The sequence below is a fragment of the Streptomyces sp. 71268 genome, from assembly GCF_029392895.1.
Taxonomy (GTDB): Bacteria; Actinomycetota; Actinomycetes; order Streptomycetales; family Streptomycetaceae; genus Streptomyces.
On record NZ_CP114200.1, the window covers coordinates 5994280 to 6010265 of the forward strand.

Annotated in this window: 9 protein-coding genes; 7 read left to right on the forward strand and 2 right to left on the reverse strand. The window is 74.2% G+C overall.

All coding sequences use genetic code 11. The features are described 5' to 3' along the window. The first annotated feature begins 44 nt into the window (after positions 1-44). Together mrdA and rodA are read left to right on the forward strand one after the other, a co-directional pair. The gene (gene mrdA / locus OYE22_RS23735; RefSeq protein WP_277322284.1) at positions 45-2309 is read left to right on the forward strand and encodes a penicillin-binding protein 2; all 2265 of its coding nucleotides are present in this window, start codon (positions 45-47) and stop codon (positions 2307-2309) included. Next, on the forward strand, positions 2306-3505 hold the full coding sequence (gene rodA / locus OYE22_RS23740) for a rod shape-determining protein RodA (RefSeq protein ID WP_277322285.1): 1200 nt from the start codon (positions 2306-2308) through the stop codon (positions 3503-3505). Before mrdA ends, rodA begins: the two co-directional genes overlap by 4 nt. Positions 3506-3644: 139 nt before the next feature. On the opposite strand, the gene OYE22_RS23745 is transcribed toward rodA, so the two are convergent. Beyond that, positions 3645-6287: a SpoIIE family protein phosphatase gene (locus OYE22_RS23745; protein ID WP_277322286.1), complete on the reverse strand. Its 2643-nt coding sequence runs from the start codon at positions 6285-6287 to the stop codon at positions 3645-3647. Between the two features lie 152 nt (positions 6288-6439). After that, complete coding sequence (locus tag OYE22_RS23750; protein ID WP_277322287.1) at positions 6440-7435, reverse strand: winged helix-turn-helix domain-containing protein; 996 nt, start codon at positions 7433-7435, stop codon at positions 6440-6442. 158 nt (positions 7436-7593) lie between these two features. Here OYE22_RS23750 and OYE22_RS23755 point away from each other — a divergent pair, with 158 nt between their 5' ends. From OYE22_RS23755 to OYE22_RS23775, 5 genes are all read left to right on the forward strand, one after another. Continuing rightward, positions 7594-8943, forward strand: coding sequence for an alpha/beta hydrolase (locus OYE22_RS23755; RefSeq protein WP_277322288.1), 1350 nt, complete (start codon positions 7594-7596; stop codon positions 8941-8943). A gap of 161 nt (positions 8944-9104) precedes the next feature. Continuing rightward, positions 9105-10841, forward strand: coding sequence for a CYTH and CHAD domain-containing protein (locus tag OYE22_RS23760; protein ID WP_277322289.1), 1737 nt, complete (start codon positions 9105-9107; stop codon positions 10839-10841). 173 nt (positions 10842-11014) lie between these two features. Beyond that, positions 11015-12952 (forward strand): TIGR03960 family B12-binding radical SAM protein, encoded by a 1938-nt coding sequence (locus OYE22_RS23765; RefSeq protein WP_277322290.1) that lies wholly within the window; start codon positions 11015-11017, stop codon positions 12950-12952. Positions 12953-13094: 142 nt separating this feature from the next. Beyond that, the gene (locus OYE22_RS23770) at positions 13095-14816 is read left to right on the forward strand and encodes a protein kinase (protein ID WP_277322291.1); all 1722 of its coding nucleotides are present in this window, start codon (positions 13095-13097) and stop codon (positions 14814-14816) included. Between the two features lie 277 nt (positions 14817-15093). Next, on the forward strand, positions 15094-15837 hold the full coding sequence (locus OYE22_RS23775) for a TIGR03936 family radical SAM-associated protein (RefSeq protein WP_277322292.1): 744 nt from the start codon (positions 15094-15096) through the stop codon (positions 15835-15837). The last annotated feature ends 149 nt before the right edge of the window (positions 15838-15986 follow it).

The following is a 15986-nucleotide window of genomic DNA, read 5'->3' on the forward strand; positions in this document are numbered from 1 at the left end:
GGTGAGCGTGGTGAGCGCGTGGAGAGCGCGGAGAGGGGGACACGATGAGCAACATCCCGGAGACCGGGCGGACCACCCGGGTCACCATCCGCCTGGTGGCCATTCAGATCCTGGTCTTCTCGCTGCTGCTGACGCTCGGCGGACGGCTGTGGTACCTCCAGATCCGCAACGGCGACGAGTACAGCAACCAGGCCAGCAACAACCACGTACAGCAGGTGGTCGAGCCCGCCGTGCGCGGCTCCATCCTGGACGCCAGGGGCGTGGCGCTGGCCGACAACCAGACCCGCCTGGTGGTCTCCGCCAGCCGCACCGAGCTGATGAAGATGGCCGACGACGGCCAGGCCGTGCTCACCCGGCTCGCCGAGGTGCTGGACATGGAGACCAAGGACGTCACCGACAAGGTGCGGCTGTGCGACTCCAAGACCCCGCAGCCCTGTTGGAACGGCTCCCCGTACCAGCCCATCCCGATCACCGACGAGGCCACCACCCAGCAGGCCCTGCAGATCCGCGAGCGGGCCGAGGACTTCCCCGGCATCAGCGCCGAGCCCACCGCCGTGCGCCGCTACGCGGCGCCGGGTGACGCCAACACCGCGCAGGTGCTCGGCTACCTCTCGCCGGTCACCGACGAGGAGATCAAGAAGGCCGAGGACACCGAGTCGCCGCTGCTGCGCGCCGACCAGATCGGCCGCTCGGGCCTGGAGCGCACCTACGACAGCCAGTTGCGCGGCAAGGCCGGGGTCACCCGGTACGAGGTGGACAACCTCGGCCGCGTCATCGGCAAGGCCAAGAGCGACCGGGCCGTGCCCGGCGCCAACGTCGTCACGAGCATCGACGCCCGCGTGCAGGCCATAGCGGAGAAGGAGCTCGACAAGGCGATGAAGGCCGCCCGCAAGGAGCACGACCGCAACACCAACCGGAACTACGAGGCGGACGCGGGCGCCGTGGTGGTCATGGAGTCCAAGACGGGCCGCATCGTGTCCATGGCCTCCAACCCGACGTACGACCCCAACGCCTGGGTCGGTGGCATCTCCGGCAAGGACTACCAGCGCCTGACCGGCAAGGACTCCAACTACCCGCTGCTCAACCGGGCCATCCAGGGCCAGGCGGCACCCGGCTCGATCTTCAAGGTGATCTCGGCGACCGCGGCGGTCAACGCGGGCTACGACTTCGACGACAAGTACAACTGCAGCAGCGCCTTCAACATCGGCGGCCAGGTCTTCAAGAACTTCGAGTCCAAGGGCTACGGGCCGATCGACATCGGCCGCGCCCTGGAGGTCTCCTGCGACACGGTCTTCTACGACCTGGCGTACAAGCAGTGGCAGAAGGACGGCGGGAACAAGCCGAAGGACAAGCCGGCCGACCACTTCTACAAGACGGCGCACCAGTTCGGGCTTGGCAAGGAGACCGGCATCGACCTGCCCAACGAGGTCGCGGGCCGGGTGCCGGACCGGAAGTGGAAGAAGGACTACTACGAGGCCAACAAGGACGCGTGGTGCAAGCAGGCGAAGTCCAAGAAGCGGGACTACGTCACCCAGATCGCCCGCGAGAACTGCGCCGAGGGCATGAAGATGCGCGCCGGTGACAGCGTCAACTACTCCATCGGACAGGGCGACACGCTCGTCACGCCGATACAGATGGCGACGATCTACAGCGCCATCAGCAACGGCGGCACGCTCTACGACCCCAGCGTCGGCAAGGCCGTGGTCAGCCCCGACGGCAAGCACGTCAAGGAGATCAAGCCGACCGCGCACGGGAAGCTGCCGATGCGCGGCGACACCCTCGACAAGGTCGACAAGGCGCTGGCCGGCGTGGTCACCAACGGCTCGGCCGCCTGGCGGTTCGGCGGCTGGCCGCAGGACAAGATCCCGATGCACGCCAAGACCGGCACCGCCGAGGTGCACGGCAAGCAGACGACGTCGTGGTTCGCCTCGTACACCAAGGACTACACGATCGTCATGACCATCTCCCAGGGCGGCACCGGCTCCGGCGCCTCGGGCCCGGCCGTGCGCAACATCTACAGCGCGCTGTACGGCGTGGACGCCAAGGGCGGGATCGACCGGAAGAAGGCGCTGCTGCCCTCGCCGCAGGCCAAGCTGCCAAAGATCGAGAAGGACGGCACGATCGAGGCGCCGCAGATCAAGCCGCCGAAGAAGACCGAGCCGGTCGAGACGGCGCCGGTGCTGGCGGCGGGTGCGCTTCACCAGCGCGGCCAGCGGCCACTCGCGACGCTGGACGCGGGCCGTAGCCCGGTCTCCGCGCCGAGCGCCGGCACCCCGCCGCTCGCGGCGACGGGGAGGCGGGACCAGTGAGCGCATCCGACGGTTTCTCCGTCCGCCGCTTCAGCCCGGAACCGGGCACCTGGGGCAAGCTGACGGCGCGCGACTCGATCGTGCGGCGGCTGGACTGGACGCTGATGATCTCGGCGCTCGCGCTGTCCGCGATGGGCGCCGTGCTGGTCTACTCGGCCACCCGCAACCGCACCGAGCTGACCGGCGGCGACCAGTACTCGTTCCTCTTCAGGCACACCCTCAACACCAGCATCGGCCTGGCCCTGATGGTCGTCACCATCTGGCTCGGCCACCGCACCCTGCGCGGCGCGGTGCCGGTGCTGTACGTGCTGTCGGTGGTCCTGGTGCTCGCGGTGCTCTCGCCGCTGGGCTCGACGGTCAACGGCGCGCACTCGTGGATCCAGCTCCCCGGCGGCTTCTCGCTCCAGCCCTCGGAGTTCACCAAGGTCACCATCATCCTGGGCATGGCGATGCTGCTGGCCGCCAAGGTGGACGCGGGCGACCGGGAGCACCCCGACCACCGGACCGTGCTCCAGTCGCTGGCCATCGCGGCCGTGCCGATCGCGATCGTGCTGCTGATGCCGGACCTCGGCTCGGTGATGGTGATGGCCGTCATCGTGCTGGCGGTGCTGCTGGCCTCCGGTGCCTCCAACCGCTGGATCGCCGGCATCATCGGCACCGGGTTGCTGGGCATCGTGCTGATCTGGCAGCTCAACATCCTGGACCAGTACCAGATCGACCGGTTCGCCGCGTTCGCCAACCCGGCGCTCGACCCGGCCGGCGTCGGCTACAACACCAACCAGGCCCGCATCGCCATCGGCTCCGGCCAACTGACCGGCTCCGGCCTCTTCAAGGGCAGCCAGACCACCGGCCAGTTCGTCCCCGAGCAGCAGACCGACTTCGTCTTCACGGTGGCCGGCGAGGAACTCGGCTTCCTCGGCGGCGGGCTCATCATCCTGCTCGTGGGCGTCGTGCTCTGGCGCGCCTGCCGCATCGCGCGCGGCGCCCCCGAGCTGTACGGCACGATCGTCGCGGCCGGCATCATCGCCTGGTTCGCGTTCCAGTCCTTCGAGAACATCGGCATGACGCTCGGCATCATGCCGGTCACCGGCCTGCCGCTGCCCTTCGTCTCGTACGGCGGCACGTCGATGTTCGCCGCGTGGATAGCGATCGGCCTGTTGCAGTCGATCAGGGTGCAGCGGCCGATATCGGCCTAGCGACCGGCCCGCCGCGCGGGCCCGTCGCACCGTCCACCGCCCCGGCGGCCGTCCCCCGTGGACGTGCCGCCGGGGCGGTGGCACGTGCGGGGGTCGCCGGGGGTGGGTCGGGCGGCCCGGCGGAGGTGGGCCCGGCCGGTCAGCGTGGTGGTGTGGGGCGGACCGCGAGGACGGCGAGGTCGTCGGCGCTGTCGGCGCCGAGGCCGATGAGGAGTTCGTCGCAGAAGACCTCCAGCGGCTCGCGGGCCAGGGCCGCGGTGTGCCGGCGCAGCCTGGCCATGGCGTGGTCGAGAGGTTCGTCGCGGCGTTCGATGAGGCCGTCGGTGTAGAGCAGCAGGGTCGAGTGGGCCGGGAGTTCGCTCCACGCCTCGGTGCGGGGCACGTCCGGGTCCATGCCCAGGAGCAGGCCCGCGCCCTCTTCGAGGAACCGGGTCTCGCCCTCCGCGGTGGTCAGCAGCGGCGGCACGTGCCCCGCGGAGGAGTAGCGCAGCTCCCAGGGGCCGCCGGGCGGGCCCTTGACGAGGCCGTAGAGGCAGGTGGCGGTGGGTTCGTGGGACAGGCTGTGGTTGGCCAGGTCCAGGCGGCGCAGGACCACCTGCGGGGGTTCCTCGCGGTCGATGGCGATGCCCCGCAGCATGCTGCGGAGCTGGCTCATCGTGATGGCCGCGTCGAGGTTGTGCCCGGTGACGTCGCCGATGACGACGGCCGTTCCGCCGGAGACGCAGAAGCTGTCGTACCAGTCGCCGCCGACCTGCGCGGTGGTGGAGGAGGCGACGTAGCGGGCGGCCAACTGGAGGTGCTCGACCTCCGGCAGCCGGGGCAGCAGGGAGCGCTGGAGGCGTTCGGCGACGTTCCGGGTGTCCTGGTACAGCCGGGCGTTGTCCACGCCCAGGGTCAGGGTGCGCACCACGTCGTCGACGAGCGAGAGCACGCCCTTGGTGAAGGGCCGGGCACGGTCGGCGCGGGCCAGCGTCAGCGCCCCGAAGACCTCCCGGCGCGAGCGCAGCGGGGCCACGACGGCGCTGGTGGCCCCCAGTTCCTCGAACAGCTCCCGGTACTGGGCGTCCAACGGGCTGTCGGCCTGGCCCGGCACGGGAGCCTCGGTGAGCAGCAGCGGGCCCGCGCCGCGCAGCACGCGGGCCAGCGGGCCGCGCTCGACGTCGGACATCGGCGGGAGCCTGCCCTCGTACGCCCGCGGCGACCGCCCCGGAGGCGGGTCGCGGTGGACGACGCAGACCCGGTCCACCTCGGCGTGCTGGTCCAGCAGGTCGACCACGCACCAGTCGGCCAGTTGCCGGGTGAGGATGCGGCCCGCCTCCTGGAGGCCCTCGCGCAGGTTCGCGGTGTTGCCGAGCGCGCTGCCCAGGCCGGCCAGCAGGGTGAACCGCTCCAGGTCCGACAGTTCGGCGACGGGCTCGGCCGGCCGGGCCTCGCTTCGTGGCGCGGCCGGGGCGGACGGCCCGGCCGCCTCGGGCGGCGTCGGGGGCATGCCGCGGACCGACGGTTCGCCCGACCCGTCGACGGGCGCGGTCGCCCGGGGGGCCAGTTGGGCGACGAACACGGTGCTGCCGTCGGTCATCTCCTGGGTCTGGATGATCAGCCGAATGGGAACGAGGTGGCCGTCGTGGTGGAGCGCCGGCAGCGGCACCGAGCGACCCAGGATGTGCGCCTGCCCGGTGAGCAGCAGCGAGGAGAACGCCGCCACGTGGCGCTGGCGCAGGTGCTCCGGCATGAGGACGGTGAGCTTTCGGCCGACGAGGTCGTCCACGGACCAGCCGAGCAGGTCGGCGGCCGGCCCGTTCGCCGCGACGATGTGGTTGCCCTCGTCGGCGGCGATGGTCGGCACCCTGCTCGCCTGGAGGAGGCCGGCGTCCCACGGCACCATCTCGGACGGGCTGAAGCCCGGCCCCTGCGGGACCAGCGTCCACGCGGTGGGGGGATCGCCGTCGAGCTGGTCGCTGATCTGGTCCAGCAGCCACTGCTGGAAGGCGCGCCGGCGCGGCAGGGCCGGCAGCGTCAGCAGGTGCTCCGCGCGCGCCGCCTCCTCGGCCAGGTCGAGCACCTGGCGCAGGGTCTCCACCGCGGCGCCGGCGTCGGCCGGCATGGTCAGCGGCAGCGAGTGGACGTCCGTCAGCGGTGGGTGCCGCTCCAGGGCGGCGGTGACGCGGGCGCTGACGACGTTGTTCATGTCGTGCGCGACGGCCAGCTCCTCGGGCGACACGCCGAGATCGGCCCCGGCGGACACCGCGAGGTAGAGCTCGCGCAGCAGCGCGTGCCGGTGCCGCTCGGAGGCCGCGTACAGCGTCCTGGGCAGGTCCACCAGCATCACGGTCTCGCGGGCTTCCACGGGCGGCGGGTCGGTGGGCGGCCACCCGAAGGGCGGCGACGGCCAACCGTCGGACCGCAGCTCGAACCAGACCGTCTTGTGCTCGTCCCCGACCTCCACCCCGTGCCGCCAGGTGAGCTGCTCGACGACGGTCAGGCCCTGCCCCGTACCGGCGTACGGAGGGCAGTTCCGGGGAGCTAAGCCACGGTAGGGCCGGTGGTCGCTGACCCGTACGCACACCCGGCTGCCCACGGCCCGCACGGACACCTCGACCTCGGTGGCCGCGTGCACCACCGCGTTGGTCACCAGCTCGCTGACCAGGAGCACGGCGATGTCGACCAACGGCTCGAACGTGCCGTCCAGGGCACCACGCACGAAGCGCCGCGCGGCCGCGACGCTCTGAGGCCGCTGCGGGAAGCGCCGGACGCGAGCCCTCGACGGTGCTGGCTTGCCCATGCGTCCACCCTGCCCCACGGTGCGCGTCCCCGCAGTGCGCCCGGCCGCCGGCTCCGCTGTCGGGAGGACGCCGGCCGGGAGGACGCCGGCCGGCCGGGGGCCGGATGGGGCGGTGGCTGGTCGGGCGAGTGTCGGCGGGCGGGTGGCGCGGGCTACGCGTCCGTCGGCGGGGCGGGTGGACGGTGGTCGCCGGGGCTGACCAGGAGGTCGCCGAGCGCGGTGCGGCGGTGCCGCACCGCGCGCCCGGCGCGGGCCGTGGTGATCAGGCCGGCGCCGCGCAGCGCGGCGGCGTGCTCGGACGCGGTGGCGTCGCTCAGTCCGAGACGGCGGGCCAGTTGGCCGGTGGTGTGGGCCTCGGCGAGCAGCAGCAGGGCCTCGTACCGGGCGCGGCCGAGCACCGTGGCCAGCGCCCCGGCGCGGTCGCCGGCCGTGGCGGGCGACGGGGGCACGCCCGGGCCGGCCGGGTACGTCACGTACACCGGCTGGCCCGGCAGCTCGGCGACGAGCGGGGCCCCCGACCAGTGGAAGGTCGGCAGCAGGGTCAGGCCACGGCCGGCCGGGCGTACGTCCGCCTCCCGGTTCGCGGCCAGCTCCCACACGTCCGCGCGGAGCGCGGAGCCGGGCACGGCGGCGCACAGCGCGGCGCCGACGCCCGCCTCGGCCGCCGTCACGGCGTACCGGGTGAACTCCGCCCGGTGCAGGTCCCGCACCAGGGACCAGGTCGGGCGCAGGATCGTCTCGAACGCCGCGTGCTGGGCCTGGCGCAGCACCCGCCAGGCGTCGGCGTCGCCCCGGTGCAGGTCGCGCACCCAGGGCGGGGGCGGCGCGGGGTGGGTGGCGTACACGCGGGCCAACTCCGCGCGCACCACGGCCACCGGGGTGGCGCGCGGGGCGGCGAGGCCCTCGCGCAGGTCGTCGGCGAACACGTCGAGGAAGCTGGGCGCGCGGGCGGCCGGGACCAGGTCGCGCAGCGGGCGGACGGCGTCCGGCAGGCGGTGCAGCAGCCGCTGCCGCCAGGGCCCGTACCGCAGCGCGTCCCCGGGCTGGCAGAGCGTCAGCAGCGCGGTGTTCAGTTCCTGGAGCGGGGCGGGACGCGGCGCGAACCGCACCCGGGCCAGGTCGGCGGCCGTGAGGTGGACCCGGATCACTACTCCTCCTGACGGCCGCGCGCCAGCCTTTCGGCCAGCGCCGCAACGATCGCCCACGTCGCCGGCCGGCCACCAGTATTCCCGGCGTACCCGCCACGCGACGGCGGGGGCCCGCGCGGGGTGCGCGGCGACCGAGCACGGAAGGGTGCGACGTGACCATGGCGAACAGGAACAGGAACAGGAACAGGAACGGGGACGACGGGTACGGGGCAGGAGTGGGACGCGGCGGCAGGGGGCGTTCGGGGCCCGGTGTCGGTAGCGGCAACGGTGGCGGCGTCGGTCGGCGGGCGGTCGTCGCGGGGGCCGTTCTCGGCGGCGCGGTGGCGCTCACCGGCCGGGGCCCGGCGTGGGCCGCGCCGGGTCCCGGCTCCCCGGTGGACGCCGGCGCGGCGGGCGGCCTCCGGATGCGGCTGCCGGCGCCGAGCGGCCCGTACCGGATCGGGGCCGGCGTGCTGCACGTCGTCGACCGGAAGCGCCCCGACCCGTGGCTGGGCGCTGGCAGCGTGCGGCAGGTGATGGCGACGGCGTGGTACCCGGCCGGCGACGTGCGCGGCCGGCCGCGCATGCCGCAGATGACGGCGCGGGCCGCCGCGTCGTTCGCGGTCTGGGCGCCACGGACGCGTCCGCTGGTGCCGTCGGCGGGCGTGGACTGGGCCGCCACCACGACCCACGCCTACCTGGACGCGCCCGCGCTGGCCGGGCGGCGGCGGCCGGTGCTGCTCTACAGCCCGGGCGGCGGCGACCCGCGCACCCTGGGCACCTGCGTGGCCGAGGAGTTGGCCAGCCACGGCTTCGTCGTGGTCACCATCGACCACCCGGGCGACGCCAGCGAGGTGGAGCTGCCGGACGGCACGCTGCGCGAGTCGGTCCTCGTCGGCGACCCGCGCACCGACCCGAAGCTGTTCCAGACCGTGATCGAGACCCGGATCGCCGACGTCCGCCTCGTCCTGGACCACCTGGTCCGGCTGGCTCACCCGGGCGCCGGCCACCGCCATGACCAGCCAGGCAGCGCCCTGCCGCGCGGCCTCGCGCGCGCACTCGACCCGCGCCGGGTGGGCGTCTACGGGCACTCGGCGGGCGGCACCACGGCGGCGCAGGCCCTCTACGACGACCGCCGTATCGCGGCGGCGGCCAACCTGGAGGGGTACCTGAGCCACCCGGCGACGTCGCCCGGCCACCTCGGCCCGCTCTTCCCCGCCGCCCGCGACGGGGTGGACCGGCCGCTGCTCCTGCTGGGCACGGAGGGGTTCCGGGACGCGGAGTTCGAGCGCACCTGGTCGGCGGCGGTGGCCCGCTCGCGGGGCCACGCCACCTGGCGGCAGATCGCCGGTGCCACCCACGCGACCCTCACCGACTACGCGGCCCTGGCGCCGCGACTCCAGGCCGCCGGCCTGATCACCGCCGAGGCCCGCGCCGCGCTGGTCGGCACCATCGACCCGGCGCGCTCGGTGCCGCTGCTGCGCCACCTCGTCCGCGCCTTCTTCACCCGCCACCTCGGCGCGCCCTGACGGCGGCGCGCGACCCCGTGGCGACCTTGTGGCGACCGCGCGGGGGAGCGCGGAAGGCGGCGCCCGGCATCAGCGTCGGCCTCCACCGCGCCCCCGCGCGGGGTGTGACCGAGCCCGTCGAACTGCTCGCCGCGCGCACCGCCCGGGCGTACATTGCGGCCATGTCACGCACCGTACGAGAAATCGAACGGAAGTACGAGGCGGCGCCCGGCGGCGCGCCACTCGACCTCGCCGCGCTGTCCGCCCTCGCCGAACTGCCCGGTGTCGCCTCCGTCCTGGACGACGGCGTCACCGCGCTCGACGCCACCTACTACGACACCGCCGACCAGCGGCTCGCGGCGGACGGTGTGACGCTGCGCCGCCGCACCGGCGGTTCCGACGAGGGCTGGCACCTCAAGCTCCCCGTACGCCCCAAGGGCGCCCCGCGTACCAGCGACGGCGGGGACGTGGTGCGGGATGAGATCAGAGCCCCGCTCAGCGACGGGGTGCCGCCCGAACTCGCCGCCCTGACCCGCTCGCGCACCCTGGACGCCCCGCTGCGCCCACTGGTCGAACTGCGCACCCGGCGCGCCGTCTGGCGGCTGGTCGACGCGGCCGGCGAGCCGCTCGCGGAGATCAGCGCCGACGAGGTCAGCGCGCGCCGCGCGGGCTCGTCCGACGCGCCCGTCCGCTGGAGCGAGGTCGAGGCCGAACTGGGCCCGGGCGGCGACCCCGCGCTGCTCGACGCGGTCGAGCGCCACCTGACCACCCTGGGGCTGCGCCCCGCCGGATCGGCCTCCAAGCTGGCCCGCGCCCTGGCCGAGACGGCCGCGCCGCACGTCGAGTCCGTACCGGCCACGGAGGCGCGCTGGGAGGAGCGCCGCGCCGCGCACGGTGACGGCGACGGCGCGCGGAAGAAACCGAAGAAACAAAAGAAACCCCGACCGCCGAAGAAGGCCCGCCGGCGCGAGGGCGCGGACGCCCTGCTCGGCGGCGGGGACCCGACCGCCGAGCTGACCGCCGGCGACGTGGTGCTGGACGCGGTGCGGCGGCAGGTCGCGGCGATCGTCGCGCTCGACCCGGCCGCCCGGCGCGAGGCTCCCGACGCCGTGCACCGGATGCGGGTCGCCACACGCCGCCTGCGCAGCGTCCTGCGCTCCTACCGCAAGGTGCTGGACCGGGCCGCCGCCGACCCGGTGGGCGCCGAACTGAAGTGGCTGGCCGGCGAGTTGGGCGTGGACCGGGACCGCGAGGTGCTGGCCGAACGGCTGACGGCCGGGCTCGACGCGGTCCCCGAAGAACAGCGGCTCGGCCCGGTACGGGCCCGGCTGACCGTCTGGGCCCGCGCCGAGCACGCTGACGCGCGCCAGCGGCTCGTCGCGGCGCTCGACGGCCCCCGCTACCTCGACCTGCTCACCACGCTCGACGCGCTGCGCGCCGACCCACCCAGGACCCGCGAGGGGGCGCCGCCGCTGCTGCGCCCGGCCGCGGCGAGGCCGCCGCGCAAGGTGGTCCGCGCCGCCGTGTTGACCGAGACGGACCGGCTCGCCCGCCGCGTGGACGCCGCCCTCGCGCTGCCCCCGGGGCCCGAGCGCGACGGCGCGCTGCACGCCGCGCGCAAGGCCGCCAAGCGCGCCCGGTACGCGGCCGAGGCCGCCGAGCTGGCCCTCGGCAAGGGGGCCCGGGAGCTGGCCGGCCGGCTCCAGCGCGTGCAGCAGGTACTCGGCGACCACCAGGACAGCGTGCGGGCCCGCGAGGCGCTGCGGGCCATCGCGGTGCGCGCGCACGCGGCGGGCGAGAGCACGTTCACGCTCGGGCTGCTGTACGGCCGCGAGGAGGCCGTCGCGGCGGCCCGCGAGCGCGAACTCCCCTACGTGTGGGCCGCCGTCCTCGACCCGCCACCGCGCCGACTGCTGTGACCGACCCCACCCCCGGCGAGCCCGCCCTGCGCGCCCGCCCCCGGCCCGGGAACCGCGGCCGGGGCGGGCGGTGGGAGTGAGGGCCGCGTGGGGCGGGTTAGGCTTGAGGGTCACCCGTCCCTCGCCGTCGGCGGTGGGGCGTGTCCTCCGTCAGCTCACGAAGGTTCCCGGGTATGTCTGCCGAATCGGTCTTCCCGCAGCTCGAAGCTCTGCTCCCGCATGTGCAGAAGCCGATCCAGTACGTGGGTGGAGAGCTGAACTCCACCGTGAAGAAGTGGGACGAGTGTGACGTCCGCTGGGCGCTCATGTATCCCGACGCGTACGAGGTCGGCCTGCCCAACCAGGGCGTCATGATCCTCTACGAGGTGCTGAACGAGCGCGAGGGCGTGCTCGCCGAGCGCACCTACAGCGTCTGGCCCGACCTCGAGGAGCTGATGCGCGAGCACGGCGTGCCGCAGTTCACCGTGGACAGCCACCGGCCGGTCAGCGCGTTCGACGTCTTCGGCCTGAGCTTCTCCACCGAGCTGGGCTACACCAACATGCTCACCGCGCTCGACCTCGCGGGCATCCCGCTGGAGGCCGCGCGGCGCACCGAGGACCACCCCGTCGTCGTCGCCGGTGGGCACGCGGCGTTCAACCCCGAGCCGATCGCCGACTTCATCGACTGCGCGGTCATCGGCGACGGCGAGCAGGCCGTCCTGGAGATCACCGAGATCGTCCGTGGCTGGAAGGCCGAGGGCCGCCCCGGGGGCCGCGAGGAGCTGCTGCTGCGCCTCGCCAGGACCGGCGGGGTCTACGTGCCCGGCTTCTACGACGTCGAGTACCTGCCCGACGGGCGCATCGGCCGCGTCGTGCCCAACCGGTCCGGCGTGCCGTGGCGGGTCTCCAAGCACACCGTCATGGACCTGGACGAGTGGCCCTACCCCAAGCAGCCGCTGGTCCCGCTCGCCGAGACCGTGCACGAGCGGATGTCGGTCGAGATCTTCCGCGGCTGCACCCGTGGCTGCCGGTTCTGCCAGGCCGGCATGATCACCCGCCCGGTGCGCGAGCGCAGCATCACCGGCATCGGCGAGATGGTGGAGAAGGGCCTGAAGGCCACCGGCTTCGAGGAGGTCGGCCTCCTCTCGCTGTCCTCGGCCGACCACACCGAGATCGGCGACATCGCCAAGGGGCTGGCCGACCGGTACGAAGAGGACAAGATCGGCCTGTCGCTGCCCTCCACCCGGGTGGACGCGTTCAACATCGACCTGGCCAACGAGCTGACCCGCAACGGCCGCCGCTCGGGCCTGACCTTCGCGCCCGAGGGCGGCTCGGAGCGCATCCGCAAGGTCATCAACAAGATGGTCTCGGAAGAGGACCTGATCCGCACCGTCGCCACGGCGTACGGCAACGGCTGGCGGCAGGTGAAGCTGTACTTCATGTGCGGGCTGCCCACCGAGACCGACGAGGACGTGCTCCAGATCGGCGACATGGCGGTCAACGTGATCGCCAAGGGCCGCGAGGTCTCCAAGTCCAACGACATCCGCTGCACCGTCTCCATCGGCGGCTTCGTGCCCAAGCCGCACACGCCGTTCCAGTGGGCGCCGCAGCTCTCCGTCGAGGAGACCGACGCGCGCCTGGAGAAGCTGCGCGACAAGATCCGCGGCGACAAGAAGTACGGCCGCTCCATCGGCTTCCGCTACCACGACGGCAAGCCCGGCATCGTCGAGGGCCTGCTCTCGCGCGGCGACCGGCGGGTGGGCGCGGTCATCCGCGCGGTGTACGAGGACGGCGGCCGGTTCGACGGCTGGCGCGAGCACTTCTCGTACGAGCGCTGGATGCGCTGCGCCGAGAAGACGCTGCCGGACTTCGGCGTGGACGTGGACTGGTACACCACGCGCGAGCGCACCTACGAGGAGGTGCTCCCCTGGGACCACCTGGACTCCGGCCTGGACAAGGACTGGCTCTGGGAGGACTGGCAGGACGCGCTCGACGAGACCGAGGTCGAGGACTGCCGCTGGACGCCGTGCTTCGACTGTGGCGTCTGCCCCCAGATGGACACCAGCATCCAGATCGGCCCCACGGGCAAGAAGCTGCTGCCGCTGACCGTCGTCGGGGGCGGCGGCTCCTAAGACGCCATCAGGCCGGCCTGGCCCGCGCCGGCCGGCCCCACAGCCCCGTCCACCCCGAGGTCAGTCGGGGTGGACGGGGCTGTGGTGTGCTTTCGCGCGGCGTGGGTAGGCTCGCGCACCGGGCTACGGGGAGGGCCGGTGCATGAAGCCGCTGGAGGCGGGCGATCCGCGGTCGGTGGGTGGATACGAGCTGCTCGGGCGGCTCGGCAGCGGCGGCATGGGCGTGGTCTTCCTCGGCCGCGCCGTCACCGGACACATCGCCGCCCTCAAGGTGGCGCGCGCCGAGCTGGCCGACGACCAGGGGTTCCGGCGCCGCTTCGCCCGCGAGGTGGACGCCGCCCGCCGGGTCGACGCCCGCTTCACGGCCGCCGTCCTGGACGCCGACCCGCACGCGCCCCGGCCCTGGCTGGCCACCGAGTACATCGCCGGCGTCCCGATCACCCAGGCCGTCGCCGACCGGGGGCCGCTGCCGGAGGACGCGCTGCGCGCCCTGCTGGCCGGGACCGCCCGGGCCCTTGAGGCCATCCACGCCGTCGGCCTCACCCACCGGGACCTCAAGCCCTCGAACGTACTGCTCGCCGACGACGGCCCCCGCGTCATCGACTTCGGCATCGTCCGCTCCACCGAGCACACCCAGATCACCCGGACCGGCGAACTCTCGGGCAGCCCCGGTTACATGGCGCCCGAACAACTGCGCGGCGACGCCGTCGGGCCGCACACCGACGTCTACGCGTTGGGCGCCACCCTCGTTTACGCGGCCACCGGCCGTGGCCCGTACGGCGAGGGCGACGTGTTCGCGATGGTCTACCGGACCGTCGAGCAGGACCCGGACCTGTCCGGCGTGCCCGCCGCGCTGCGCCCCACGCTCGCCCGCTGCCTGGCCAAGGACCCGGCCGAGCGGCCCACGGTGGCGCGGCTGCGCGCGGAGTTCGCCGTGCCCGACACCGTGCACGAACGCCGCTGGCTGCCCTCCGACATCAGCGCCACCCTCGCGCTCGCGCCGCCCGCCCGGCCCGCGCCACCGGGCGCGGCCCGGCCCGCCGCGCCCGCGCCGGCCGCCACGCCGCCCGCGCCCGGGTTCGGCCCGGCCGCCTACGGGACGCTGCCCCCGCCGCCGATACCCCCGGCCCCGGCCCCGATACCGGCTCAGCCCACGGGCGTGCCCGCCGCGCGTCGCACCGCGTCCCGGCGGGCCCTGCTGGTGGCGGTCGCGGGCGGCGGCGCAACGGTGGCCGTCGGCGGGGCGGTCGCGCTCTGGCGCGGTCTCGGCGGCGACGCCGACGACGGGGCGAAGGACCACCGCCCGTCGCGCGAGCCGAGCGGCGACGGCGCCGGCGCGGGGGACCGGGCCAGCGAGCACCCGACGCCGAGCGAGCCGGCCGGCCACGACGAGGTGTCGAGCGGGCCGAGCGCGGACCCCCCGCACGGAAGCGGGGACGGGCGACTGCCCGAGATCATCGCCGGCACCGCGTTCGGCGAGAAGCCCACGATGGCCGCGCCGACCGGAGACCCGCCGAGCGGGCTCGTGGTCGAGATGCTGATCGAGGGCAGCGGTCGCGCCGCGGACAAGGGCAGCAGCATCTCCGTCCACTTCGTCATGCAGGTCTGGGGCCAGAGCCGGATCGTCGACTCCTCCCACGGGCGCGGCCGACCTGACACCTTCTTCATCGGCGCCGGCCAGGTGATCAAGGGCTGGGACGAGGCGCTGGTCGGCAAGCGGGCCGGCAGCCGCGTCCAACTCGCGGTGCCACCGGAGAAGGCGTACGGCGCCAAGGGACTGCCGTCCGAGGGGATCAAGGGCACGGACACGCTGCTGTTCGTGGTGGACCTGATGAGCGTCCCGGCCACCGGCGGCGACCGCTGACCCGCGCGCCCCGCCCCGGTGTCGGGGCAGGTCACAGCGGGGTCCGGAGCGGGCCGTCAACCCCCGGGGAGCACTCGGGGCGCGGGCGACGCGTACCCTAGGGAGAAGGTCCACGCGCCGACCACCGCCGTGCGGCGGGGCGCCGGACCGGACGACACGGGCAGGCGACAGCCGGTGCGGCCCCCACTGCGCGCGGGCTGACGACCTGGCCGGCCCTAGGCAAGGAGACGTCACCCTGGGCAAGCGACAGCCCGAAGGCCCACCGCCCGCTCCCGCGGTGCAGCGCATCCGACTGCGCTACACCAAGCGCGGCCGCCTCCGGTTCACCAGCCACCGTGATTTCCAGCGTGCCTTCGAGCGGGCCCTGCGCCGCGCCGAGGTGCCCATGGCGTACTCGGCGGGCTTCACCCCGCACCCCAAGGTCTCGTACGCCAACGCCGCGCCCACGGGCACCGGCAGTGAGGCCGAGTACCTGGAGATCCAGCTCGCCGAGCGACGCGACCCGGACGAGCTCCGGACGCTGCTCAACACCTCGCTCCCGGACGGCCTCGACGTCACCGACGCGGTGGAGGCCACCACGTCGGGACTGGCCGACCGGCTCCAGGCGTCGGTGTGGGAGCTGCGGCTCGACGGCGTGGAACACGCCGCGGCCGAGCGCGCCGTCGCGGCCTTCCTCGCGGCGGAGACCGTGGAGGTGCAACGGCGCACGAAAAACGGGTTGCGCAGCTTCGACGCGCGTGGAGCGGTCGTCGGACTGGAAGCGCTCCCAGGTCAGGCCGATAGGCCGGGCAATGGTGGCTGTGCGATACTGCGCCTGGTTGTTCGGCATGTGACACCTGCCGTGCGACCCGACGACGTCCTGTCCGGTCTCCGCGCTACGGCCGACCTGGCGCCGCCGGTCCCCGCTGCGGTGACCAGGCTGGCGCAGGGGCTGCTCGATGAGGAGTCCGACACGGTGACCGATCCGCTCGCACCCGACCGCGAGGCAGTCCAGGCCGCCCCACCCACGGCGCCGGAATGACCGCCGTACCGGGGGCAACGCCCGCTCGCGGGGGAGCGCCGGAAGGTCCCGGCTAGGGATGGTCGTCGACGCGCCGCCGCTCACGGGCAGCCGCCCGGCTGCGGCAGGCGCACTGACCAGGAGACTTTCGCCGGTGCCCAAGAACGGGA

Excerpts from the sequence above, each read along its gene's own strand:
- OYE22_RS23745 (WP_277322286.1), bottom strand. The coding sequence starts at position 6,287 with ATGGGCAAGCCAGCACCGTCGAGGGCTCGCGTCCGGCGCTTCCCGCAG.
- OYE22_RS23755 (WP_277322288.1), top strand. The coding sequence starts at position 7,594 with ATGGCGAACAGGAACAGGAACAGGAACAGGAACGGGGACGACGGGTAC.
- OYE22_RS23760 (WP_277322289.1), top strand. The coding sequence starts at position 9,105 with ATGTCACGCACCGTACGAGAAATCGAACGGAAGTACGAGGCGGCGCCC.
- OYE22_RS23770 (WP_277322291.1), top strand. The coding sequence starts at position 13,095 with ATGAAGCCGCTGGAGGCGGGCGATCCGCGGTCGGTGGGTGGATACGAG.
- OYE22_RS23765 (WP_277322290.1), top strand. The coding sequence starts at position 11,015 with ATGTCTGCCGAATCGGTCTTCCCGCAGCTCGAAGCTCTGCTCCCGCAT.
- mrdA (WP_277322284.1), top strand. The coding sequence starts at position 45 with ATGAGCAACATCCCGGAGACCGGGCGGACCACCCGGGTCACCATCCGC.